Origin of the sequence: Rothia mucilaginosa, assembly GCF_964211445.1 — a bacterium.
Classification (GTDB): Bacteria; Actinomycetota; Actinomycetes; order Actinomycetales; family Micrococcaceae; genus Rothia; species Rothia mucilaginosa_E.
In genome coordinates this window covers 20,292-45,133 of record NZ_CAXOQT010000004.1, presented here as the reverse complement: position 1 = coordinate 45,133, position 24,842 = coordinate 20,292, and the positions used below count along the sequence as shown (strand labels likewise).

Annotated in this window: 15 protein-coding genes; 2 read left to right on the top strand and 13 right to left on the bottom strand. The window is 61.5% G+C overall.

All coding sequences use genetic code 11. From position 1 onward, the window contains the following. Positions 1–44 precede the first annotated feature (44 nt). The 11 genes from AB8E48_RS01625 to ileS all read right to left on the bottom strand — a co-directional run bounded on the left by AB8E48_RS01625 (position 45) and on the right by ileS (position 17,273). The gene (locus tag AB8E48_RS01625; RefSeq protein ID WP_368885560.1) at positions 45–1,094 is read right to left on the bottom strand and encodes a sulfite reductase subunit alpha; all 1,050 of its coding nucleotides are present in this window, start codon (positions 1,092–1,094) and stop codon (positions 45–47) included. Continuing rightward, a complete protein-coding gene (gene nadD / locus AB8E48_RS01620) occupies positions 1,087–1,836 on the bottom strand; it encodes a nicotinate-nucleotide adenylyltransferase (protein ID WP_049354513.1) in 750 nt (249 codons plus the stop codon). The genes AB8E48_RS01625 and nadD overlap by 8 nt, the downstream gene beginning before the upstream one ends. 399 nt (positions 1,837–2,235) lie before the next feature. Next, on the bottom strand, positions 2,236–3,843 hold the full coding sequence (gene obgE / locus AB8E48_RS01615; RefSeq protein ID WP_070831046.1) for a GTPase ObgE: 1,608 nt from the start codon (positions 3,841–3,843) through the stop codon (positions 2,236–2,238). 193 nt (positions 3,844–4,036) lie between these two features. Continuing rightward, a complete protein-coding gene (rpmA, locus tag AB8E48_RS01610) occupies positions 4,037–4,294 on the bottom strand; it encodes a 50S ribosomal protein L27 (protein ID WP_005505766.1) in 258 nt (85 codons plus the stop codon). A gap of 40 nt (positions 4,295–4,334) precedes the next feature. After that, on the bottom strand, positions 4,335–4,646 hold the full coding sequence (gene rplU, locus AB8E48_RS01605) for a 50S ribosomal protein L21 (RefSeq protein WP_005505764.1): 312 nt from the start codon (positions 4,644–4,646) through the stop codon (positions 4,335–4,337). Between the two features lie 496 nt (positions 4,647–5,142). Further along, a complete protein-coding gene (locus AB8E48_RS01600) occupies positions 5,143–8,946 on the bottom strand; it encodes an Rne/Rng family ribonuclease (protein WP_368885559.1) in 3,804 nt (1,267 codons plus the stop codon). A 567-nt stretch (positions 8,947–9,513) separates the two neighbouring features. Next, complete coding sequence (locus AB8E48_RS01595; RefSeq protein ID WP_368885558.1) at positions 9,514–9,753, bottom strand: nucleoside-diphosphate sugar epimerase; 240 nt, start codon at positions 9,751–9,753, stop codon at positions 9,514–9,516. Between the two features lie 282 nt (positions 9,754–10,035). Continuing rightward, a complete protein-coding gene (locus AB8E48_RS01590; protein ID WP_368885557.1) occupies positions 10,036–10,698 on the bottom strand; it encodes a vitamin K epoxide reductase family protein in 663 nt (220 codons plus the stop codon). Positions 10,699–11,034: 336 nt separating this feature from the next. Next, positions 11,035–11,712 (bottom strand): TenA family protein, encoded by a 678-nt coding sequence (locus tag AB8E48_RS01585; RefSeq protein ID WP_368885556.1) that lies wholly within the window; start codon positions 11,710–11,712, stop codon positions 11,035–11,037. Positions 11,713–12,145: 433 nt separating this feature from the next. Further along, complete coding sequence (locus AB8E48_RS01580; protein ID WP_368885555.1) at positions 12,146–13,816, bottom strand: folylpolyglutamate synthase/dihydrofolate synthase family protein; 1,671 nt, start codon at positions 13,814–13,816, stop codon at positions 12,146–12,148. Positions 13,817–13,931: 115 nt separating this feature from the next. Continuing rightward, complete coding sequence (gene ileS, locus AB8E48_RS01575; protein ID WP_368885554.1) at positions 13,932–17,273, bottom strand: isoleucine--tRNA ligase; 3,342 nt, start codon at positions 17,271–17,273, stop codon at positions 13,932–13,934. A gap of 1,485 nt (positions 17,274–18,758) precedes the next feature. On the opposite strand from ileS, the gene AB8E48_RS01570 reads away from it, so the two are divergent. Both AB8E48_RS01570 and AB8E48_RS01565 read left to right on the top strand, forming a co-directional pair. Then, positions 18,759–19,694 (top strand): DUF6318 family protein, encoded by a 936-nt coding sequence (locus AB8E48_RS01570; protein ID WP_368885553.1) that lies wholly within the window; start codon positions 18,759–18,761, stop codon positions 19,692–19,694. A gap of 355 nt (positions 19,695–20,049) precedes the next feature. Beyond that, positions 20,050–21,030: a DUF6318 family protein gene (locus tag AB8E48_RS01565; RefSeq protein ID WP_368885552.1), complete on the top strand. Its 981-nt coding sequence runs from the start codon at positions 20,050–20,052 to the stop codon at positions 21,028–21,030. A 157-nt stretch (positions 21,031–21,187) separates the two neighbouring features. Here the strand turns inward: AB8E48_RS01565 and AB8E48_RS01560 are convergent, their stop codons facing one another. Together AB8E48_RS01560 and AB8E48_RS01555 are read right to left on the bottom strand one after the other, a co-directional pair. Continuing rightward, positions 21,188–23,041: an ABC transporter ATP-binding protein gene (locus AB8E48_RS01560; protein ID WP_368885551.1), complete on the bottom strand. Its 1,854-nt coding sequence runs from the start codon at positions 23,039–23,041 to the stop codon at positions 21,188–21,190. Continuing rightward, the gene (locus AB8E48_RS01555; RefSeq protein WP_368885550.1) at positions 23,034–24,818 is read right to left on the bottom strand and encodes an ABC transporter ATP-binding protein; all 1,785 of its coding nucleotides are present in this window, start codon (positions 24,816–24,818) and stop codon (positions 23,034–23,036) included. Before AB8E48_RS01555 ends, AB8E48_RS01560 begins: the two co-directional genes overlap by 8 nt. Between the last annotated feature and the right edge of the window lie 24 nt (positions 24,819–24,842).

Here is a 24,842-nt window from a genome sequence, read left to right as displayed (position 1 = left end):
TACCCACCAGCAGCACCCACCCGAAGGGGGCGCATTCTCACGGCCTACTTAGGGCCAAAAATCATAATCAGACCAACAACGACCAGGGCGAGCAGCAGCACAATCCACAGCCACGCCAGGGAGGCCTTCTGCGCAGGCTGTAGAACCTCTTCAGCCTTCTCAACAGCGCTCTTAGAAGCAGACTCTTCCTCAGACTCCTTGGAAGCCTCAGCAGAAGGCACCGGAGCAGACTTAGATTCAGAAGCCTTAGACTCTCCATCTTCAGAGTCCTCTTCAGACTTTTCAGCAGTCTCCTCGACCAGCGCCTCTTCGGGATCCTGACGATCCACCATGCGCTGCAGCAGCTCCTCAACCTCATCCGGGCTCAGAGCAACAGTCGGGTCACCGTCCACCGAATCCACGGTGTCACCAGCGGAGGCGCTATCCAACACGCTCAGGTCAAGACCCTGCGCGTTCACGGCGCTCACGCGGGTGGGCAGCTCGTCAGCAGACTCTTCAACCTCAACAGCCTCAACGGTCTCTTCCTCAACGGAAGCGGCCTCGGTCTCCTCAACCTCAGCAACGGAGCCGTCCAGCTCCTCAACCTTCGGCTCATCGCGCACCAGGTACTGGTGCAGCTTGGGCTCCGGCTCCTCCTCCTTGACCACGGCAATCACCGGGATCGAAGAAGTCATCGGGTTATCCACCGCGGAGGGGCTGGTCGCATCCACACGGTTCTGCGCAATCTCCTCAGGGCGCAGCACACGCAGGCTACTGGTCAGAGGAGCAGGCTCGTGCAGCTTCTCCTCATCGTTCGCCTCAGTCTCAATCTTGCCCTGAGCCGCCAGCGCCGCAAAACGACGCTGAACAGCCAGAACCTGCGGGTCAATAGCACCCGCATGAATCACGGAGCCCATGTTCGCAACAGGCTTCGCGGGCTCACCGCGGCGGGCTGCACGCAGGTACTCGGCAACTTCTTCACGGTAGCGGGCAAGACGACGCGGACCCATCACCTTAGTAGGCGGCGGCACCTCAATGCCGTCCTCGGTCACGTACGTCTCGTAGAGGTACGCTTCGTCCTCGCTATAGGGCTTCGAACCCGTAGCTTCACTCATGTGTTCCCTCATTATTCGTCGATTGGGGTGCCTGCCCAGACTCATCCTTCACGCGGGGCAAGCCGTCACGGTACGCCGTCAAAGCGTCCTTCTTGTACAGGCCATACTTAGCAATGTACTGCACCACACCATCCGGCACCAGGTACCAGATGGGGGCATCCTCAGCTGCTCGGCGACGAATATCGGTCGAAGAAATCGCCATCGCAGGAATCTTCAGAGTCGTAATATGACGACCCTCAGCCAGCGGCGGATCCAGCTCATGATCGGGGCGAGTCACACCCACAAAAGTCGCCAAATCCCACAGCTTATGGGCATTGCGCCAGGTCATAATCTGGCTGATCGCGTCCGCGCCGGTAATGAAGAACAGGTCAGCATCCGGGCGCAGGGCGCTCAGCTCGTTAAGCGTATCAAAGGTGTACGTGGCGCCGCCACGGTCAATATCAATACGGCTCACCGTAAAACGCGGGTTCGACGCGGTCGCAATCACCGTCATCAGGTAGCGATGCTCAGCGTCACTCACGTGCCGCTCCCCCACCTTCTGCCAGGGCTGACCGGTCGGAACGAACACGACCTCATCCAGGTCGAACACGGCGGCAACTTCACTAGCTGCCACCAGGTGTCCGTGGTGAATCGGGTCAAAAGTTCCACCCATCACGCCCAGACGCACCCGACCGGGAGTGCGCGGGGGAATCGACTCGGTGCTCGGAGCACCAAAATCAAGGTGAACAGGCTGGTCAGTCACAAATGCCGTCCTTGCTGGGGACAGAGACCGCACCACGGCAACTTGGGAGCCGCCACAGGCGCGGATGCGGGCAGGTACACAGAAGGCACGCAACACCGAAAAGGTGCCCGCGTACATTCCCCTCTATGCTACCTTCTTACGGTCAAAAACACCGAAATGACGGGGGTGAGCTAAGCCGCCAGTGGAATACCCAGCCAGCACGCCCGCCCACACGCTCACCCGCGTGTTCCGACGCGCAAAACCAGTGCAAGAGGCGGCGTAAGATGCCGTACAAGAGGCTGCGTAAAAGGCAATCAAAGCGTCAGGAAGAAAGAGCGCCGCGCACCGGAGCGAACCCCGGCACGCGGCACCAATACCTAACGACCAAGCATCAGCCAGGCAACAGCTAACGCTCAGCTATTAGTCATCAACGTTCGGCATGTCGATATTCTCGTCGACCTTGCCTTCCTTCAGCTTCTTGCGGTACTCGACCGACTCGGTCCACACGCCTGCAACACGCTCGGACTCCAGCTCGGCACGAGCCTCCGCCTTCGCGTCCATACGCTCCTTGTACTCCACACGCTTCTGCGCACGAGTCGGGCGAATAATCTCTTCCAGACGAGCGTCCGTACCACGCGGGGAGGACAGCAGCTCGGCGCCACCGACCATGGTCGGCTCCCAATCGAAGATGACCGAGTTGTCGTTCTCACCAATCACCACGGCGTCACCGGCACGAGCACCAGCCTTGAACAGCTCATCCTCAACACCCAGGCGCGCCAGGCGGTCCGCCAGGTAGCCGACAGCCTCATCATTATTGAAGTCAGTCTGCTGAATCCAACGCTCAGGCTTCTCACCAATCACGCGGAACAGCGGCTCAAGGTTACGCTCCTCGCGGCGAATAATGAACTCCTGCTTCTTCTTACCGCGGAAGCCCTTCGGGCGAACCACAGGAGCCTCAACCACCACGCGCTCCGCTTCCTTCTCGGCAGCGGCACGAGCTACGCGATCCTCCTCCACGAGCTTTGCCATCGCAAAGATCAGGGATTTCAGGCCCTCATGGGAAGCCGTCGAAATCTCGAAGACCTTAAAGCCCATCTCCTCAAACTCGGGGCGAACAAACTCCGCTAGCTCACGAGCCTCAGGAACGTCAATCTTATTGAGCACCACAATCTGCGGACGCTCATGCAGCGGCACGGTCACACCCGCAGTCGGGTCAACCTCGTAGTTCTGCAGCTCGCCGCGAATCACCTCAAAGTCGCTAATCGGGTCACGGCCCGGCTCCAGGGTAGCGCAGTCAATCACGTGCACCAGAGCCGAAGAACGCTCCACATGGCGCAGGAAGCGGTGACCCAGACCGCGGCCCTCAGAAGCGCCCTCAATCAGACCCGGCACGTCCGCGACGGTGTAGCGAACATCGCCCGCCTGCACAACACCCAGGTTCGGGATCAGAGTGGTGAACGGGTAGTCAGCAATCTTCGGACGCGCCGCAGAAATCGCAGCAATCAACGAAGACTTACCCGCCGACGGGTAACCCACCAGAGCCACATCCGCAATGGACTTGAGCTCCAGAACAATATCAGCCTCTTCACCGGGGGTGCCCAACAGAGCAAAACCGGGGGCCTTACGCTTAGCCGAAGCCAACGCAGCGTTACCCAGACCGCCCATACCGCCACGCGCAGCAACATACTCGTCGCCCACACGCAGCAGGTCAGCCAAAACATTACCCTCGCGGTCCTTCACCACAGTACCCTGCGGCACGGTCAGAATCAGATCCTCACCGTTGAAGCCGTGGTGCATATCGCCACGACCAATATCGCCATTCGGGGCGTGCTGATGCGGGCTGTGGTGGTACTCCAACAGGGTCGTGGTCTGGTTATCCACGCGCAGAATCACCGCGCCACCATTACCACCGTTACCACCGTTAGGGCCGCCCAGGGGCTTAAACTTTTCACGTCGCACGGAGACGCAGCCGTTACCTCCGCGACCGCCAGATACATGCAAGACCACGCGGTCCACGAACTCTGCCACGGGTTCTCCTTATCTTGAACATCTTCACTTCGCCGCCGCACGGCACACACCAATCATGCTGCGGATGCGGCGGCAGGCGCGACCGGGTTGGGGTGCGCCTCATCGTGGAGCCTAGCACGGGCATCCACGGCATTCGAGGTCATAGCGAGAGGGGGTAGACTAACGCCTACCCCCTCTGCCCTAGCGGTGAGTATTACTCAGCTGCTGCCAGGATGTTAACGACCTTGCGGCCCTTGCGGGTACCGAATTCGACGGTGCCTGCTGCCAGAGCGAACAGGGTGTCGTCGCCACCGCGGCCAACGTTCAGGCCGGGGTGGAAGTGGGTGCCGCGCTGGCGAACGAGAATCTCGCCTGCGTTGACGGACTGGCCGCCGTAGCGCTTAACACCGAGGTACTGGGGGTTCGAGTCACGGCCGTTACGGGTGGAGCTTGCGCCCTTCTTGTGTGCCATTCTGTATTCCTACCTTAGGGTTGAATTCCGGTCGTCTTAATTACGCGTTGATAGCGGTAATCTTGACGGTGGTCAGCTCGGCGCGGAAGCCCTGACGCTTCTTGTAACCGGTCTTGTTCTTGTACTTCTGAATAACGATCTTCGGACCGCGCAGGTCCTCAACCTTCTCAGCAACAACCTTGGCGGAAGCCAGGGACTTTGCGTCAGCGGTGACCTTGTCACCGTCGACGAGCAGCAGCACGGGCAGCTCGATGGTGCTGCCGGGCTCGCCTGCAACACGGTCAAGGGTAACGAGGTCGCCGACGGAAACCTTCTCCTGGCGGCCGCCAGCGCGTACAATCGCGTATGCCACTATGGGACTCACTTTTCTCGACAACTTGCTTCTTGGATCTCACTCGGATGAGCAGCCTGCGCTTTCATTGCTGTGCGCCCTCCCCCGCCGGTCGAATAACCGCGAAAAGGAGGAACGGCCCGTGCGTTCCGACGGGATTGCCCGCCGGAGCCAACACGCGAGGCTCACCGGTGGTGTCTCTCTCCCGCACGTTCCAACCTCGGCCGAGTACTCGACCGAGCCGAAGACGATGCGGGTGGGAGCGGTGTCTCCCGCTGGCCCTGCGTCGATAGGGCTTCACTGAGATAAACACCAGTCCTTAAGAATACGGCATGAGGGACGGGCCGCGCAATAGATAAATTTGCGGAACGCACGAAGTCGGCACGTGATGCTACTCAACCCCGGCAGATACACCGCAGATAAACCGGGCATAAAAAACCCCGGCGAGGTGGATTACTCCACCCCGCCGGGGCGCAACATACACACCATCGGAATTCCGATGATCGGAAGCTAAAGACTAATCGTCCTTACCTTCACGCTTAATATCGGCAGCGGCAACGCCAATGCCGAACAAGACAGGAGCCGAAGCGTCATCAGCCACCGGAGCCACATCCGCAACAGAAGCGGAAGCAACCACGGAACCCTCAGCACGCTCGGAAGCGTCAACAGTTACTACCTTAGCACCAGCGCCAGCGCTCGACGCCGCACGGCGAGTGCGACGCTTACGCGGGGTCGAACCGGGCACCTGAGCCGCAGGCTTCTGAGCCTCCTCAGCCGGAGCCTCAGCCTCAACTGCGGCAGGAGCCGAACCGATCACACCGGTCACAGCCGGAGCACCAATCACGCCGGTCACCACCGGGCGAGACTCAGTCTTCGCGGACTTCTCAACTTTACCATCCTTTGCGGGTGCCTGCTCAGATGCCACATTCTGCTCAGTTGCCACGCTCTGCTCAGCAGCCTTCTCGGCACGCTTCTCATCAGCGGCACGACGCGCACGGCGGCGGGACGCACGCGGAGTCTCGCGGACATCCTCAATGCGCAGATCCTCACGCTCAACACGCTTGGACTCCTGAGCCTTCTCGGAGGTTGCCTCAGCGTTCTGCTGCTCGCGGTTCTGACGCTTCGCCGCACGATCCTCGCGGTTCGAACGGAACGAGTCACCCTCAGTGCGGGCAAGACGGCCAGCCTTCTGAGAAGCACGAGCCTTCGCCTCGCCAGCGCGAATCGCCTCGAAACGATCCGAAGAGCGGCTAAAGCGCGGGTCGAGCTCCGGGTCAACGTGGTGCTCGTCCTCCAGCGCACCCGCACCGGAATCCTCCACAGCGGCAATATCCGCATCGGTCAGCTCGCGGCGCTGGCGGTTACGAGAAGACTTCTTCTCGCCACGCTTGGACGAACGACGCTCCTCCGAACGGTCCTCTGCAGAACGCTCCTGGTCAGAGCCCTTCGAAGAATCCTCAGCGGATTCCTCCACACGGTCGAACGCGCTCGCCAGCTGCTCCAGGGAGAAACCGCCCTGCTCGCCAATCCAGTTACCGCCGGTCACCTCAGCGACCTTGTCCTCACGCTGAGCAACCTCCGCGTGAGCCTGCTCGCTGGCAGCCTCGGCAATACCCTGAATCTCCTGCTCAAGCGACAGCTCAGCGGTCTCCGCGCGGCGCGAACGCTTACGGCGCTTACGCTTCTTACGGGTCGAAGTGGTCTCCTCCGAAGCCTCATCAGCCTGAGCGGACGCGGCAGCCACCGCAGCCATAGCGTTACGGCGCTCAGCCTTCTTCGACTCCAGGGCGTCCTGCTTCTGCTGGTCACGAGAATCCTCGCGAGCAGCCGCACGGGCACGCTTACGGTCATTACGCTCGTGACGGTGGATGTAATCCGACGCGCCACCGCTACGACCGCTCAGCGGCTGATCGTGCACAATCAGGCCACGGCCAGCACACTGCTCACAGGGCTCCGAGAAGACCTCAAGCAGGCCGGTGCCCAGACGCTTACGGGTCATCTGAACCAGACCCAGCGAAGTCACCTCAGCCACCTGGTGCTTGGTACGGTCACGGCCCAGGCACTCAATCAGGCGACGCAGAACCAGGTCACGGTTCGACTCAAGCACCATGTCAATGAAGTCAATGACGATAATGCCGCCGATATCGCGCAGACGCAGCTGACGGACAATCTCCTCAGCAGCTTCCAGGTTGTTCTTGGTGACGGTCTCTTCCAGGTTGCCGCCGCTACCGGTGAACTTACCGGTGTTCACGTCCACCACGGTCATGGCTTCGGTGCGGTCAATCACCAGCGAACCACCCGAAGGCAGGTACACCTTGCGGTCCAGAGCCTTCGCCAGCTGTTCATTGATGCGGTAGTGGTCGAAGAGGTCGTCATCGCCGTCCCACTGCTGCAGGCGGGAGACCAGGTCCGGCGCCACGTAGGTCACGTACGCCTCGATGGAATCCCAGGCGTTCTCGCCCTGAACGATCATCGCAGTGAAGTCCTCGTTGAAGACGTCACGCACGGTCTTAATCATCAGGTCGGGCTCCTGGTAGAGCATCTCCGGAGCCAGCACCTTGCGGGAGTTAGCCTTCTCCTGAATCTCTTCCCACTGCGCACGCAGACGGTTAATGTCGTGGGTCAGCTCCTCTTCAGAAGCACCCTCCGCCGCGGTACGAACAATCACGCCAGCGCCCTCGGGCAGCTTGTCCTTCAGAATCTTCTTCAGGCGAGCACGCTCGGTGTCGGGCAGCTTGCGGGAAATACCGGTCATGGAACCACCCGGCACGTACACCAGGAAGCGGCCGGGCAGGGAAACCTGGCTGGTCAGGCGGGCACCCTTGTGACCGATCGGGTCCTTGGTGACCTGCACCAGAACCGAATCGCCGGGCTTCAGGGCGTTCTCAATCTTGCGGGGCGCACCGTCCAGACCGGTGACATCCCAGTTGACCTCACCCGCGTACAGCACAGCGTTGCGGCCGCGTCCAATATCAACGAACGCAGCTTCCATGGACGGCAGAACGTTCTGAACCTTACCCAGGTACACGTTGCCAATCAGGGAATCCTGCTGGGTCTTAGACACGAAGTGCTCAGCCAGCACACCGTCCTCAAGCACACCAATCTGGATGCGGCCGTCCTTCTGACGAACCAGCATCTGACGGTCTACAGACTCGCGGCGAGCCAGGAACTCAGCCTCAGTCACGATGTGGCGGCGGCGGCCCAGGGAGCGGGACTCGCGGCGGCGCACACGCTTCGCCTCCAGGCGGGTAGAACCGCGCACACCGGTCACGGTGTTGGATGCGTGAGAGTCAGCCAGGCGCGGCGCACGCACCTTGGTGACGGTCTCAACGTCATCATCAACACCGCCCTCAATCTCAATATCTTCGGTACCGCGGCGACGGCGACGGCGACGGTGGCTCGTCACCTCAGCCTCAGCGGCAGCCTCCTCGCGGCGGCGCTCCATGCGCTCCTTACGCTTCTGCTCCTCGGCAGCGGCGCGGCGTGCCTCACGCTCCAGCTTGGCGGCAACAGCGAGCTCGCTCAGCTCCTCCGGCTCGGGTGCCATGAACAGCGGCATCGCACCCATCGGGGTACGCGAGCGCAGCTCCTGCAGCTTCTCGCGCTGCAGGTCGCTAATGGTCTTGACGGGCTCGGGAGCTACTTCGGGCTCCTCAGTAGCGGGTTCCTCAGCTGCAGGCTCTGCGTCTGCGGAGTCAGCCTCAGTGTTCTCAGCCTGCTTCTCGGCAGTCTCCTCGGCCTCAACCTCGGCTTCTGCGGCGGCCTCGCCCTCAACGAATTCAGCTTCGGCAGTCTCTTCTGCGGCTTCTTCGGTCTTTTCTGCCTTGGTCACCTTCTCGACCTTGGCGATCTCTTCGACCTTGGCGGTCTTCTCCACGGTCTCGGTCTTAGCAACCTTCTCAACCTTGGCGACCTCTTCAACCTTCGCGGTCTTCTCGACGGTCTCGACCTTAGCAGTCTTCTCCTCAACAGCAGGCTCAGCCGCCTTCTTCTCAGCAGCCGCAAACAGGCTATCCAGAGTAGAAGCAACCTCGGTCTCAGACGCAACGGGAGCGGCAACCTTCGGTGCCGGCGCGTGCTTAGCCTTCGCGTTACGCAGGTTGGTCAGGCCAGCAGCAATCGCCTCATCCAGGGGAACCTCAGGAGTCTTCTCCTTCTTCGGGCGACCCGGACGGCGGCGCTCAGTACCCTGCTGAGCCTCAGAGCTCTCACGAACATTCTTACGCAGAGTTTCACGGGTCTCTGCAGAGGCGTTCTTCTCCTCCGCGAGGGCGTTCAGCGCCTCAAAAACCCCAAGTTCGACGTTCTTCTCGTCAGACATTAATCTTCTTTCGTTACACCCTGCTCCGCACCGCAAGGATTTTAACAGCGCGCATACAGCGCAAAGCCTAGTTGCTGCCACCGCGGCTCAAGCCTCACCCTACGGTGCGCGTTCATCGGCGCTTCAGTCGAGCACTATCTCATTCAGTGCCTCAGCCGTAGGGGGCGAGCGGGCGGAACGCAGAGCGCGCCGCGACGGTCACAGCCACCTCGCTCTCGAGCACGGCACGCTCACACCCTTCCTGGGTGCCCTGCCGGTCTTCGGGTTTCTTCGCCGAGGCGGGCGGCCCGCGCGGCGCGACAGTTATGCTCCGCGGCTTATAGCCGGCGCTCATCGGGTACTCTCCCTCGATGCGTTGGTGGGGATCTTCATGCGCGTGCGGGGCGCACAAGACACCGTCTTTCATTATACCCGGTAGCGGGTGCCTCAAAGCCACCCAGGACCCCCAATCCAGGCATCACTTCCCACCAGGATGCGCGGGCACTGCGGCGAGCACCATAGCGGGTACAGCAAAGCCGGGCGTGCCACTACGCACCACCCGGCTTCAAAAGTTCTTGAGAGGAGGGACTAGCCCAGACCCAGCTCCGCGTCGCGCGCCTCACGAGCCTGCTGAGCAAGCTTCGGGTCAGTCGGCAGGTACTCCGGACCGGAACCGGTCGCAAACGGAACACCCAAAATAAACACGAACGGAGAAACCACCAGCAGAATCACCCACAGCAACGAGAAGTGACCGGCAGTCAGCAACAGCAGGGCAGTCAGAAAAATAACGGCAGCAGCGCCCATTGCGGCAATTCCGGCAGTCTTCACGGTTCTCCTCGAAGGGGTATCAAGAATCTAGTGTCCAGCAGAACGGCGGGCAGTCGACGCCGCAGGTGAACCCCGCGAACGGTCCCGGCTGATGCCGCTCATGAATATACCTGACCATTATACGCACCCGCGCCGCCTCCCCGCTGACTTCACGGCTCGGGTCACCGGCGCCTCCCCCGCTACCCACCGCAATCTACCCGCCACCTTCTTCCCGGCACAATCTGCCTGCGGGTACAGCAACGCCCCGGCACCAACAGGCACCGGGGCGGTACAGCTCAATGCTTAGCGCATCATATTCACAATGACCTCAAAGAAGCGGATCACAATAATGCCGAAAATCAGGATCAACCACAGGCTAATCGCAAACCACGACCAGCCGCGAGCGCTCTCACGCATCGACTGCGACGCCGGGATAACCCCCAGCGAAACATTGCGGACCGTGGTCTTCACAAAAAGCGTGATGGTCATAACCCACACAATCATGCAGAACAGGCACAGGGCGTTGATCTGGAAGGTTGTCTGGTACCACAGCCACATGATGAACGCGGTCGCAGCCGCCAAACCAATGTCCATGCAGACCCAGAACCACTTCTTGAACTGTGCACCCGCCATCATCGCGGCGCCGATAGTCACCACAATCGAGAAGCCCACCAGGCCAATGAACGGGTTCGGGAAGCCGAAAGCCTCCGCCTGCGGGGTGCGCATCACCGTACCGCAGCTGAGCAGGGCGTTAATATCGCAGACCGTGGAGTGACCAGCATCAATATAAATCTGCAGGCGCTCATACACCAGAATCGCCGAAGAAATCAGCGCAATCAGACCCGCACCAACCAGCCAGAACCCGAGCTGTCGATCTGAGTAGCCAGCCCGGGTTCCCCTGCGCCCCTGCTGCTCTTTCTTCTCAGCGTGGTTAGGCTCGGTAGTACTCGATGCGGCGGTACTCATACGACTCCTTTAGATAGTGTGTTTCACCTCGTGCAGTAGCGGGTACATACCGGCGCGGCATAGCCAGCACCCCGGAAGCGGTACCCCATTTATCCTAGCCTCTCACAACACCAAATGGCACGCCATCAACCTATATGTTCCGTTTTATGACGTGCTATTTTACGCAGATGGGCGCGTTTTCGGGGCTTTTTCAGGGTTCGTTCGGGGCGCTTTCGAGGTGTCTTCGGGAAGTCTTTAACGCGCGAAAACCCCCGGGAGGCGCCCGCAATTTAGCGGCGGGCGGAACCTTCCGGGGGTCTCCACGGGATATTTCTAGGGCTTTATCCGGGGCATTACTTAGGGCAGCGGGTGGGTGTACGAATCGTCAAAGAACTGCTGCTCCAGCTCCACCGCGCGGCTAAAGAACTCGCGAGCAGCCTGCGCATCCGCCGGACCCACACGGTCCAGCTCACGGCGCAGGAAATCAACCAGCTCACGGAACTCCGGGTAGTCGTGCAGGGTAATCCACTCGTTGTGCACAAACGAATCCGGGCGCTTGGCGGGAGCCTTCGACGCCCAATCCAGGTACAGGCCCTCGCAAACCACCAGCACCGACAGAATCGCCGCGTAGCTACCGCTCGCCGCCGCATCCAGGAAGAGGCGCTTGAAGCCGGTGGTCGCCTCCGTATCGGGCATGGAATCACGCTGATGCTCGGTCACGCCCAGAGTCTCAAAGCAGCGCAGGAAGTAGGTGTTCTCGTCACCGGCAATTTCGCCCGCGAACTGCGCCAGGCGCAGGCGGCCCGCAAGAGTGTCAGCGTTGGCGATAGCGCCACCAATCAGCGCGAGGAACGTATCAAGGAAGCGGTAGTCCTGCACCAGGTACCCCGCCATAACCTGCGGGGCAATCGAGCCGTCAAAAAGCTCAGCAACAAAGCGGTGATTCGTGGCGGAGAGCCAGGTGGCAATGTTCTCCTGGCGTAGGGACTCGGTGAACGAATCGGTGCCGATCAAATCGGTGAAGGGTGCGGGCATGATGGGTGCCTTTCGCTATGTGGCATACCGTCGCTGGTATGCGTATGTGTGCGGGTGTGTTGGTGCGGCCTCGAACGTTGGGGCCGGCGCCTCAGTGAATATAGCACCGTGGCGGGCAGGCGCGCCCGGTTTTGTGTGCTCGGTGCCCAAAAATTTTCGTTATTTTCGATTTCTGGGAGGGTGGGGGTGGGGTACGCCGAAGAAAATCGGGCGATTGGGGTTAGGTGAGAGCCCCTGGGAACGCGTGAGGGAACGTGGGTTCGAGTGGGGTTCGAGTGGGAGCGCGAGGGCAGAGGCAAAAGACAGAAAGGCGGAGGCACAAAAAGGCTGGGTGCGAAAAAGCGGGGCACCGCTCCCCCAGCCGGTAATACTAGCCCAGTAAAACCAACCGGAGAGCGGCACCCCGCCTTCTCGTCAATAACCTCAGTGGGCTTTATTCGTCTTCGGAGTCATCATCACCGAAGAAATCATCGGTGTACGAATCACCCAGCGGCAGGCCCAGCGAATCCTCAAGCGAAGAACCCGCCGCAGACTCGCCGCCCAGCTCGGCCATGATGTCGTTCAGCAGCTCGTCCGGCTCCGCCTCAGAAGCCGCCGCAGCCGCAGCCGCAGCCGCCAGAGTCGCCGCAGAGGCGGCACCGGCAGAACCGGCGTACAGGCCAGCCTCGGCGGGCAGCTCGTCCGGCAGTTCCTCCGCCTCGGCACCGGGGGTCTTCTCCTCCGCATGCGCAGCCAGCAGGGTGCGTGCCTCACCAATCACGGTAATCGAGCCGGTAATCAGCACACCCGCCGACTCCTGCTCGAAGAGGGAGTTCTCCATGGCGGTGGCAATCGCCTCATCCAGGTGCTCGAACACCTCAATCGAATCTTCGTCCAGACCAGCGTCCAAGGCGAGTTCGTGCAGGCGCTCCGGGGCAATCGCACGCGGCGAATCCGACGCCGCCAGGTACAGGCGGAACGTGCCGTCCGAGGCGTCCACGTACTCTTCGCGCATGGTCTCAAACATGCCCAGAGCATCCTTCTCACCCAAAATACCGACCACCGCGTGCAGGTGCGACAGCTTAAACGCCTCCGTCAGCGCAGCCGCGGAAGCACGCACACCGTGCGGGTTGTGACCCGCATCCAGGATGGTCAGCGGCTCGGTGCGCACAACCTCCAGGCGGCCCGGCGAGCGCACGGTCTCGAAGGCCGCGCGCACGACGTCCTCGGGCAGCTGACGCTGACCGCCGAAGAACGCCTCCACAGCGGCAAGAGCCACCACGGCGTTCTGCGCCTGATGCGCACCGTGCAGCGACAGCGGCACATCCGGGTACTCGCCCGCCAGGCCGCGCAGGGTCAGCAGCTGACCGCCGACCGCAAGCTCGCGGGAGACCACGCCGAACTCCACACCCTCGAAGGCGAAGGATGCTTCCTTCTCGCGGGCGGAAGCGAGTAGCACATCCGCCGCTTCCGGGTCCTGTGCGGCAGAAATCAGGAAGCCGCCGGGCTTGATAATGCCGGACTTCTCGGTCGCAATCTCGGCGAGGGTTTCGCCGAGCATGTCGGTGTGGTCCAGACCGATCGGGGTGACCACGGAGACCACGCCGTCGGCAACGTTCGTGGAGTCCCAGGTGCCGCCGATGCCGACCTCGAGCACCACCACATCCACCGGCTCGTCCGCGAAAATCGCGAAGGCAAGCACGGTAATGGACTCGAAGAAGGTCAGGGCGGGCTCGCCGCGGGAGGTCATCTCCGCGTCCACAATCTGCAGGTAGGGGGCGATTTCGTCCCAGATGCGCACGAAGGTGGCGTCCGGTACGGGTGCGCCATTGATGCAGATACGTTCGGTGACGCTCTCGAGGTGCGGGCTGGTAAAGCGGCCCACGCGCAGGTCGTGGCCGAGCAGCAGCGCCTCAATCATGCGGGCAGTGCTGGTCTTGCCGTTCGTGCCGGTGATGTGGATGACCGGTGCGGCACGGTGCACGTCGCCGAGGATTTCGACGGCGCGCGCCACGGCGTCCAGGCGCGGTGCCATCTTGTTTTCGGGTGCTCGCGCCAGCAGTTCACCGTAGACTCGCTCCACGCCCTCGGGGTCGGGAATTGCGGGGTAGTTCTTCTCGCTCATTGTTCTCCTCACTGGGATAGCCAGCCGGTGCCGGCAGGGGCCCGCCGTGCGGCGGGATAGACGACGGGCCGCCCCGCCCGGTAATGGGGCGGGACGGCCGTACGGTTCAGGCGTTTTATGCCTTGGCGACGCTAATGCTCAGCTCGTCTGCTTCGCTCAGCTGCAGGGACACGGCGAGGGTTTCGCCGGTCACCAGTGCCTCGTTGGCACGCAGAGCCGCCAGAGTTTCCTCCGGTGCCGCGATGCTCAGGTTGATGCGGTCCGCAACGTTCAGGTCGGCATCCTTACGAGCCTGCTGAATAGCGCGGATGGTGTCGCGGGCGATACCCTCGGCAACCAGCTCGTCGGTCAGCTCAATGTTGAGGACCAGGAAGCCGCCGGGCAGAACCGCAGCCGCAGTGTGCTCAGCACCCTCAGCGTCAGCGGCAACCACGGTTGCCAGCTCGTATTCGCCCTCTTCCAGAGCCAGGCCGCCGTCCAGAGCCTTCACGCCGACCAGGACGGTACCGTCCTCGGTCACGGTCCAGTCACCGGACTTGGATGCCTTAATGGCAACCTGCACCTGCTTGCCCAGGCGCGGGCCAGCGGCGCGAGCGTTCACCTTCAGCTGCTGGGAGATGCCGTAGTCGGCCGGATCGACGGTGTCGGCGCTGACCAGCTCCACCTGGCGCAGGTTCAGCTCGTCCTCGACGATGTTCGCGAAGTACTCCGCGCCCTTCTCTCCGAAGGCGGTACCCAGGGCAGCGAACTGCTCGGGTGCGATCGCCACGGTCATCTTCTGCAGCGGCTGGCGCACGCGGATCTTCTTTTCCTTGCGCAGTGCCGAACCGGCGGAGCAGACCTCACGCACGGTCTGCATGAGAGCCAGCAGGTCAGACTCATCAGCGAAAGCGGACGCCTCGGGCCAGTCAGCCAGGTGCACGGAGCGTTCACCGGTGAGGCCGCGGTAGATTTCCTCGCTGCTGAGCGGCAGCAGGGACGCGGCAACCTTCGACACGGTCACCAGTGCGGTGTAGAGGGTGTCGAATGCGTCGGTGTCTTCGTTGAAGAAGCGCTCGCGGGAGCGGCGCACGTACCAGTTGGTCAGTGCGTCGGCGTACTGGCGCAGGTATTCGCAGGCGTTCCAGATGTCGTAGGAATCCATCGCGGCGGTGACCTGCTCGATGAGTTCGCGGGTCTTGCCGAGGATGAAGCGGTCCATCACGTGCTGCGAGTCGTACTTGAGCTTGGCGCTGTAGCCTTCGCCGTTGTTGGCGGCGTTAGCGTACAGGGCGAAGAAGTGGTAGACGTTCCACAGCGGCAGCATGACCTGGCGAACACCCTCGCGGATGCCCTGCTCGGTCACAATCAGGTTGCCGCCTCGCAGAATCGGCGAGGACATCAGGAACCAGCGCATTGCGTCGGAGCCGTCACGGTCGAGGACCTCGGAGACGTCCGGGTAGTTGCGCAGGGACTTGGACATCTTCTGACCGTCCGAGCCGAGCACAATACCGTGGCTGATGACGTTCTTGAACGCGGGGCGGTCGAAGAGCGCGGTTGCCAGCACGTGCAACACGTAGAACCAGCCGCGGGTCTGACCGATGTACTCGACGATGAAGTCTGCCGGGTAGTGGTTCTCGAACCATTCCTGGTTCTCGAAGGGGTAGTGCACCTGTGCGTAGGGCATGGAGCCGGAGTCGAACCAGACGTCGAGCACGTCTTCCACGCGGCGCATGGTGGACTTGCCGGTCGGGTCGTCCGGGTTCGGGCGGGTCAGCTCGTCGATGTACGGGCGGTGCAGGTCGGGTTCGCCGTCCTTGTTCAGGGGCAGGCGGCCGAAGTCTGCCTTGAGCTCTTCGAGGGAGCCGTACACGTCGATGCGCGGGTAGTTCGGGTCGTCCGAAACCCACACGGGGATCGGGGAGCCCCAGAAGCGGTTACGGGAGATGGACCAGTCGCGTGCGTTCTCAACCCACTTGCCGAACTGGCCGTACTTCACGTTCTCCGGGATCCAGTTGATCTGCTTGTTCAGCTCGTACATGCGGTCCTTGAAGTCGGTGACCTTCACGTACCAGGAGGTGATTGCACGGTAGATGAGCGGGGTGCGGCAGCGCCAGCAGTGCGGGTAGGAGTGCACGTAGGACTTCTCGCGAATCAGCACATCGTCTGCCTTGAGGGCGTTGATGATGGTGCGGTTCGCGTCGAATGCCTGCACGCCTGCGATTTCTGCCAGGGCGGTGGAGCCGGAGGCGGTGGGCTCGGCGAAGAGGTTCAGGAACTTTGCGCCTTCGTCGAGGGAGAGGATCACGGGGATGCCGTAGCCTTCACAGACCTTCTGGTCGTCTTCACCGTAGGCGGGTGCCTGGTGGACGATACCGGTACCGTCGGTGGTGGAGACGTAGTCGGCGACCAGGATCTGCCAGGAGGTTTCGGTGCCCCACTTTTCGGTGTCTGCGAAGTAGTCCCAGAGCGGGGTGTAGCGCACGTGCTCGAGCTGGGAGCCGGTGTAGCGTGCGGTGACGGCTGCGGCTGCATCCTGTTCGGGCTGGTCGCCTTCGTAGCCGAGGTCCTTGGCGTAGGAGCCGAGCAGGTCGGAGGCGAGCAGGAAGGAGCGGCCCTCGAACTTACCCGCGCCGGGTACGACGGAGTATTCAATCTCGGGTCCGACGGCGAGTGCCTGGTTGGTGGGCAGGGTCCAGGGGGTGGTGGTCCATGCGAGTGCTTCGACGCCGTCGAGCTCCGCGGCAACCTTCTCGTCAGCACCGAGGGCGGTGTCTGCGGTGAGGCGGAATGCGACGGTGACGGTCTGGTCCTGGCGGTCCTTGTACACGTCGTCGTCCATGCGCAGCTCGTGGTTGGAGAGAGGAGTCTCGTCCTTCCAGCAGTAGGGCAGCACGCGGAAGCCCTGGTAGGTCAGGCCCTTGTCGTAGAGGCGCTTGAACGCCCAGATGACGGACTCCATGTACTCGACGTTCAGGGTCTTGTAGTCGTTCTCAAAGTCGACCCAGCGTGCCTGGCGGGTGACGTACTTTTCCCACTCGTTGGTGTACTTGAGCACGGATGCGCGGGCAGCGTCGTTGAAGTTGTCGATGCCCATTTCGAGGATTTCGCGCTTGTCGGTCATGCCGAGCTGCTTCATTGCCTCGAGTTCTGCGGGCAGGCCGTGGGTGTCCCAGCCGAAGCGACGTTCTACCTTGTGACCGCGCTGGGTCTGGTAGCGTGCGACGAGGTCCTTGGCGTAGCCGGTGAGCAGGTGGCCGTAGTGGGGCAGGCCGTTAGCGAAGGGAGGGCCGTCGTAGAAGACGAATTCGTTTTCACCGTTTTCGCCGGCGGGGCGGTTCTCGACGGATGCGGCGAAGGTGCCGTCCTTCTTCCAGTAGTCGAGGACTGCTTCTTCCAGCGCGGGGAACTTGGGCGATGCGGTGACGCCGCTTCCTGCGGCTTCGAAGGCACTCGCCTTGGGGTATACGTTAGACATTGGGCGCGCCCTTAATCTGTTGTTCTCAACGCTGAGATACGGGTGACGGGCGCGGTACGCGGGTGCGTGCACTCGTCACCTCTCAGCGGGTGAGGGTTGACATGACGGGTGCAAGGACGCCTGGGCATCGCTGATTGTTCCAGGCTGTGCCAGGGGTTCAGGATGCGGCGCGGTACCACCTTGCTTACTGAGTTAACCAGCTCAACGCACCGAACCCTCCCGGGGCTAGCGGGGTGTCGCGGTGCTTGTCCGCGATACCTAGCCACCGGAAGAGCGGCGCGTTGGGCGGGTATCAGTCGCTTATTACAGCTATATCGGGCTTAACCGTCCGGTTCTACTGGGACTACATCTCTTCCGCTAAGACACCCTCGCCGCAGCGATTGGCGGGTGTCCGCAGGTGCGGTCCGTTCTTCCGAATTGCTCGCCGGTGATGGCCGGGTCGTTGCAAACACTAATAGTTTATGTGGCTTTTGTGCTTGTATGCAACCCCGCGGGGTGTGGGTTTGAACAGTTCCGGGCGGGCGGAGGATGCGCGGGTGCGCAAAACAGAATGGTTCTTCGTTCGGCGATATATAGAGCGAGTAGGGGGCTTAAGGGGTCCCACCCCACCCCACACTCGGGCGTGTTTAAGGATGTATGTTTTTACATTCCCCCGGTGTTGCTTTAAGTGGGTTTCAATTTTTTCGGGAGAACCCACGGAATTGCAGTCAGTGCAACCACAAGATATGGGGTGAACACCGATGTAATTCCACTAGATATTCACCCCTGCAAGTTTTTAGTCCCTCAACATCCCGTGTGGGAACCGGTTTTTCTAAATCTTCAGGCAGTGCATAGTGGGTGAATAGAGTGCATATTTCGGGAATACCGAGCGAATTTCCCCTTGTTGAATCGGGTATTTCTCCCGCGGTACTCAAGGCTTTCTCAACGCCCGAAGAGTGAGGTAGTCGCAGTCCCATCCCCCACCCTCGGGAAATATCAAGGCACAGTTCCCTCGACCACCCAAGCCGTAAATATGATTGAAATCACTTAATTAGATATGCGTACACCCCCTCACCAACCAGCCATTTCCACCAAATAGCTCCCCACCAATAGAATGCACTCGTAATACTTTACGGTGATTGATATCTTGAGCCCCCTATAGACTCCCAGGAATTACTAAGGTGCCTTTTCGTGCATTTTGAGCTCAAAATAGTCTAAAATGAATCGTGCAACACATCAATGACGATTCGATAGCATCTGCCCTCTCACCGGGGTGTGAACATAGCAGTCTCAAAGATGAGTTCACCGCGTATCCGTTCGCTTCAACGGCAGCATGTACGCACTCGAGGTCACTTCCGGACAGGGATTAAACCTGACAGGGCCAGAAACCACCGCAGACACGCAAGGTTTCGCCCCTCTATGTAGCCTCACCCAACACGCCATACAACCACGCGCCCGCCGCCGGGTGCCCCGAGCCCGCCTCGGCATAATTCAAGGAGTTCACCGATGCTCTCACCCGACCGCTCTTCGAGCACCCGTTCCGCCGTTTCCCGCCTTGTGAGCCGCCGTACCCTCCTGTTGGGTGGCGCCGTCTCTCTGCTGGCGGGTTGCGCCTCCGATATTCGCCCGCTGAGCGAAGAGGCGAAGGCTAAGATCGGTTCCCCCGCCCCTTCTGCGAGCGCGACCGCTAGTTCTTCTGCGAGCACTTCCGCTTCACCGTCTGCTTCGGCGACTGCATCAGCAAGCGCTAAGAGCAGCTCGTCCAGTGCGGCACGCGTACCCGTATCTGAGGATGCACTCGTCGAGGGTTGGGAAAAGTACCCCGGTCCGCTGAAGCTGACCGGCGAATACATGGGTGAGTACCAGCCCGCAACGGATTCTTCCCCGGCGAAGAACGTGCCCAAACCCCTCAAGACCGTTCCGCACCGTGAGGAACCGACCTTCCAGGGCGCCTACGAGACTCTGCGCGCCTACTACAGTGCTCAGATCACCGCACTCAAGGATGGACGCTACGCAGATCAGGCGATTGAGCTGACCTACCCGGCAGACAAGAGCGCCATCGACGAGGTTAAAGCAGTCAAGGAGCTGTATGAGCAGAACGGCTGGTACATGGACTTCACGTGCACTATTTCCATGCGGAATACGGAGCCTCGAACCGCCCTGAAGAACGGTGACGGCTACGTAGAAATCATGGTGGACGCCAAGTACTCTGCCACCGCCATCCATCAGCCGGACGGCACCGAGCGCAAGATACCGGCGATTACTCAGGTAGCCATTCCGCACGTGATGCTCTACACCGAGGGTAAGTGGTGGCGAATCGGCAACGACTATCTGAACGAGCGTCTGAATGGCGGCAAGGGCTCTTCCGACTCTTCTAGTTCCGGAGGTCCCAGCTCTGCCGGTTCTAGCGGTTCTTCGGGTCGCGGCTCCACTAAGGTCTAAATCCGCAGGGGCATAATTCCGCTACCCCCGGTCGAGACTAGCCCCGGTCGAGAGCCGCCCCGTCTCATCAATTCCACACGCACGAACTCAAAGTCGTGACGGTACACCCCCTGTACCTCACCGACTTTGGGTTATTGTGCCTTAAAGACAATGTCCAGGGTTTTTTGACGAAGTTTTAAAACCAGTCTTCTATAGTAAGAAGTGGATACTTCATACCGCCGCAGTTCACGCTTCGGCACACTCGTATCCCGGTACCCCCCCCTGTACCGCGCACCATACAAAACGATGAGGAAGAGTCTCTCGTACGCATCGCAGCGTTGCGAGCTACCTCGATCAACCACTTTCAGGAGATACCATGTCCTTCCGGCCGAGTGCACACACCAGCTTCTCTGCTAACGACCGAAACGGATTGACCCGCCGCGCCGTTCTTTTTGGCGGTCTGACCGCCGGTGCTTTGGCTCTAGCAGGATGCGCTTTCAACAAGGATATTCGCCCCACCGGTACCGGTGATACTTTCTCCGGTTCCCCCAGCGCCTCCGCTTCACCCTCAGCTTCGGCTTCTGCGTCGCCTTCTGAGTCTGCCTCGGCTTCGGCATCCGCTTCGTCGTCTTCGTCCTCGTCCTCGTCAAGCCGTAATAGCGCGAAGATTATTCCGTCCGACGAGTTTTTGAAGGACTATAAGAAGTATATTGGCGACGTCAAGTACGAATACAAGCCGGCTATTGCGCACTATGTTGAGCCGACCGAAACCTCCCCCGCGAAGAACGTTCCGATCCCGGTCATTGATACGGTGGCTCAGCGTACCGTCTCCCTCGAAGGTGCCTACAAGACCCTGGCGGGCTACCAGAGCGCGTACATCGCCGCAATGTACAACGGCGACCTGCAGTACCTTAAGGGCCTGGTCCACGGCGCTGACACCACTCTGACCAACAACCTGAAGGCTATTGCCAAGCTCTACGCTGCGGGCGGTTGGACTAAGGACTACGAGAGCAAGCTGAGCATCCGTGACGATCTCAATGCGAAGGCTCTTGCCTCTTCCGATTTGGCTGTTGTGGCGTTCCCCTGCCGGGATGTTGTCAAGGAATACACCATCTACCAGAAGGGTACCGGTGAGCCGCAGAAGGCAAGCACCCTGGAAGTCGTGATCTACGTGGTGTACGCCGAGGGCAAGTGGCGCGTAACCAGCCGCGAGTACTTCGTGTCGAAGTACAGCGACGAATTCCGCCAGGTCTTTGAGGGTCCCTCCTCATCGGCTTCGGCAAGCAAGTCCAGCGGTGGCGGCTCCGGCAGCTCCGGTGGCTCTAGCTCCGGTAGCAGCAACGATTTCAAGATTTAGTCGCTCAACTTAGCGGTCATAAGAATAAACGACCCTGAGCATGAGGCGGGGCGGGTATCAGCTGATCCCCGCCCCGCCTTTCATCTGCACTAGTAAACGGCCGCGTCACTACCATTTGGACCGAGCGAACTAGCACGAGAGTCCTCGAAAAGGTCCGCTAGAGCTTCCAGCCCGCCGCATTCACGCGCGCCTGCCAGAAGGTGCGGTACACGCCCGGCACCGCCACGAGCTCCTCGTGGGTACCAATCTGCGCCAGGGCGCCATGCTCATCAAGCACCACAATCTGATCGGCGTCACGTACCGTGTCCAGCTTGTGCGCAATAACCAACACGGTCGAACGTTGCCGCAGACGGCGAATGGACCGCTGCACCGAGGCCTCGTTCTCGGGGTCCAGGGCGCTCGTCGCCTCATCAAAGAGCAGGATAGGTGCATCCTTGAGCAGGGCGCGAGCAATGGAAACACGCTGGCGTTCACCGCCGGAAAGACGGCCTCCGCCCTCACCCACACGGGTCTGCCACCCCTCCGGCAGGCGCGCCGCAATCTCATCGGCACCCGCCAGGGAGGCCGCCCGAAGCACTTGCTCGTCAGTGGCGTCCTCACGGCCCACGCGAATGTTCTCCATGAGGGTTCCGTCGAAAAGATACACGTCCTGGAAAACCATCGAAAGCTGAGCCATGAGCTGCTCGGTGCGTTGCTTGCGCACATCCACACCACCCACGCGCACCGTACCGGAATCAACATCCCAGAAACGGGCCAGCAGCTTGAACACCGTGGTCTTACCGCTGCCGGAAGGACCCACGATAGCTGTGAGCGACCCCGGTTCGGCGGTGAAGTTCAGCGAACGCAACACCGGAACGCCCGGCGTGTAAGAGAAGCTCACATTCTCAACGCTCACACTGCCAGGGTCGCTCAGGTGCGCTGGCTCCTCGGGTACGGGGAGCGGCTCAGACGAGAGGATTTCGTGCACGTCCGCGAGCGGGATACGCGAGCTCTCCGCGCCCACCAGGAAGCTGACCGCGTCCTGAATCGCGCGAGTGAAGCGCAACATCACGCCGATGAACACCACGGTCGAGACAGGGTCAAGCGAGCCGGTCAGCGCCATCTGCACCGACACGTAGATGAGCGAAACCGCCACAATCTGGGTGCTCATGCCACCCAACACGAGGGCAAGAGTCGAAATCCACAGGGCACGCACGCGACGGCCGTGACTGCGCTCAATAGCCGAGTAGAGCGGTTCATAATTGCCGCTCCTGCCCGCGGAGCGCAGGGCGCCCTGGCACGAAGCGTACTCCACGATGCGCGAGGATAGCTCACGCTCAAGCGGGTCGGTCAGCGAATGCGAGTAGTGCTCCAGACGGTTTGAAAGCACCGTCAGCGCCGCAATGACCAGTAGCGAGGCGGCAAGGGTAGCGCCCAGCACTGGCTGCCAAATAAGCACACCCACCATGAGCACGAGGGCCGCGATTGTGTTACGCAGAACCGGCACCGCCACGTGAGCGATACCCGTACCGATGGACATAAGACCCTCAGTGACCAGGCGCGACATACGCCCGTTCAGGCCCGCATCGAACCAGCCCAGCGGCAGGCTCGCCAGGCGATCGCCCACCTTCACCAGCATGACGCGCAGACCTTCCAGGGCGGCGCGGTAGGCGCCCAGGTTCATGGCGTAGGTGCACACCCCGCCGACGACGGCGCATACGCCCAGCACGGTGAGCCAGCCTCCCAGCCCGAGACCCCATGCCGGTGCAGACGATGCGAGCGCCGCCACGGTGGGAATAATGGCAAGGTATACGAGGCCCTCCACGATACCGCCGGCAGTCACCCAGGCGAGCGCACGGCTCAGCTGGGCGTTACCCCGGTCGTTGAGGAGCCCCCGGTACTGGCGCAGAAGGAGCGGGTCACGCATGTACCCGACCGCGCTGTGCGACGCCTCCCGACGGGCGGCGCGGTACGCGGCGGTGCTTACCGTGTTGCTCATAGTGTCATCAGATTTAGCAACTGTCTTAGTCACGGTTCTCTCCTTCCTCGGATTCGTCATCGGTCAAGTCCTCAGCGACGAATCGGGAAGGCTCTCCCCCACTGAGTGAACGCCAATAGGGGTGCTCTGCCAACTCTTCGGCGGTTCCGCGCGCGGTGATGCGACCACCCTCCATGATGCAGATTTGGTCTGCTCCAGCAACCACTTGGGCAGTGTGCCCGATGACCAGCACCGTACGGTCGCGGGTCAGCTCGGTGAGAGCCCGCTGAATCTGCGCGGCGCAATCCGGGTCGGTGTTGGCGGTAGCCTCGTCCAGGATCAGGATGGGCGCGTCGGTGAGCAGTGCCCGGGCGATAACGATGCGCTGCTTCTGTCCGCCCGAAAGGTTCGTGTCCTCGCCGATGACCGAGTCCAGGCCGTTCGGCAGCTCACGAATGTCCTCCCAAATCTGGGCGCGGCGCGCGGCCTCAATGACCCGTTCGTCGTCGGCATCGGGTACAGCCAGGCGAATGTTATCGCGGATGCTGGCGCGCAGAATCTGTGCCCGCTGTAGCACAAAAGCGACCGTGCGGTACAGCTGCTCCTCGCTCATGGTGCGCACGTCCGTGCCGTCGATGAGCACGCGCCCCTCATCGGGGTCTTGGAACCGTGCCAGCATGGTGGCGAGGGTACTCTTGCCGCTGCCGGAGGGGCCCACAAGCGCGGTGACGGTACCCGGCGCGAGGCTCAGGGTTACCCCATCCAGCGCCTTCACCGCCGATGGGGTTGCCGCGGAACCATCCTCGCCGGACGACGAGGGGGCCTCGGAAAGCGCCGGAGCCGCTGAAAGCACCGGAGCCTCAGTGCGATAGGAGTAACTGATCCCCTCAAAATGCACACCGGTGCGTTCCTCAGAGGTACCGGGGGCACCCGCATCAGCGCTATCGGCGCTCTCAGGCGGGGCCTGCAGTTCACGCACGCGGGTCAGGTCCACCAGGCGTAGAGCAGCATTACCAGCCATCTGGTACGACCAGGCCGTGTTCGTGATGACGTCCAGGCTCAGGGGAATAACCAGCGCGATGAGAGCGCACACCATAACCTGCGACGTCGAAGCGTGGTTGCCCTGCACCATGAGCGCGCCACCGCCCAGGCTCACGAGCATCACAACCGGCACCGAAATAACCGCCGTGGAGAGCGAAGAACCCTTCAGTAGCGGCCCACACCAATCCCAGTAGAAGTCAGCAAAGCGGCGGGCAGCCTGCGCGAACGCGGCGTGCGCGGCACCGGTTTTACCGAAGGATTTGACGACCTCAATGCCGTCCACGAACTCGACAGCGCGGGCGCTGGTTTCAGCCAGGTAGTCGTCCATATGGGCGGTCTTCTCACCCATGCCGCGAGTCATCCACATCTGCCCAAGCAGGTACAGCGGCAAGGTCGCGATGGTGAGCAAACCCAGCCACGGGTTGAGCGTGAAGCTATACACGAGCAAAGCAAGCGGGGTGACGACCGCAGCGGTAACCTCAACCGGCTTATGCGCGATGAGGGTGTGGATGGTCGTCGTATCGCCCTGCAACGCCTTGCGCACTCGCCCCGAGGAGGTCGACGAGAACCAGCTGAGCGGCGCATGCCCCAGGTGGGTGAGGATGTGCTGCTGCAGGTGGGTCTTGAGGTGCACATCGGCCAGGTGCGTGATCATGAGAGCCACGAAGTACAGACCAATCTGCAGGCCGAAGGCGGCGAAAAGTTCCTGCACCTGCGCCCACACGCGGTCGGCGGGGATGTTCGCTCCCCCGGCGGCGGGCAGCAACAGGTCGCCGAGGCGTGTGAGCACGATGTACGGCCAGATAGCTGCAAT

What these genes read in the sequence shown, in the direction of transcription:
- AB8E48_RS01565 (WP_368885552.1), top strand. Translation starts at nt 20,050, where the DNA reads ATGTCCTTCCGGCCGAGTGCACACACCAGCTTCTCTGCTAACGACCGA.
- AB8E48_RS01585 (WP_368885556.1), bottom strand. Translation starts at nt 11,712, where the DNA reads ATGCCCGCACCCTTCACCGATTTGATCGGCACCGATTCGTTCACCGAG.
- AB8E48_RS01580 (WP_368885555.1), bottom strand. Translation starts at nt 13,816, where the DNA reads ATGAGCGAGAAGAACTACCCCGCAATTCCCGACCCCGAGGGCGTGGAG.
- AB8E48_RS01600 (WP_368885559.1), bottom strand. Translation starts at nt 8,946, where the DNA reads ATGTCTGACGAGAAGAACGTCGAACTTGGGGTTTTTGAGGCGCTGAAC.
- AB8E48_RS01625 (WP_368885560.1), bottom strand. Translation starts at nt 1,094, where the DNA reads ATGAGTGAAGCTACGGGTTCGAAGCCCTATAGCGAGGACGAAGCGTAC.
- rpmA (WP_005505766.1), bottom strand. Translation starts at nt 4,294, where the DNA reads ATGGCACACAAGAAGGGCGCAAGCTCCACCCGTAACGGCCGTGACTCG.
- AB8E48_RS01570 (WP_368885553.1), top strand. Translation starts at nt 18,759, where the DNA reads ATGCTCTCACCCGACCGCTCTTCGAGCACCCGTTCCGCCGTTTCCCGC.
- AB8E48_RS01590 (WP_368885557.1), bottom strand. Translation starts at nt 10,698, where the DNA reads ATGAGTACCGCCGCATCGAGTACTACCGAGCCTAACCACGCTGAGAAG.
- ileS (WP_368885554.1), bottom strand. Translation starts at nt 17,273, where the DNA reads ATGTCTAACGTATACCCCAAGGCGAGTGCCTTCGAAGCCGCAGGAAGC.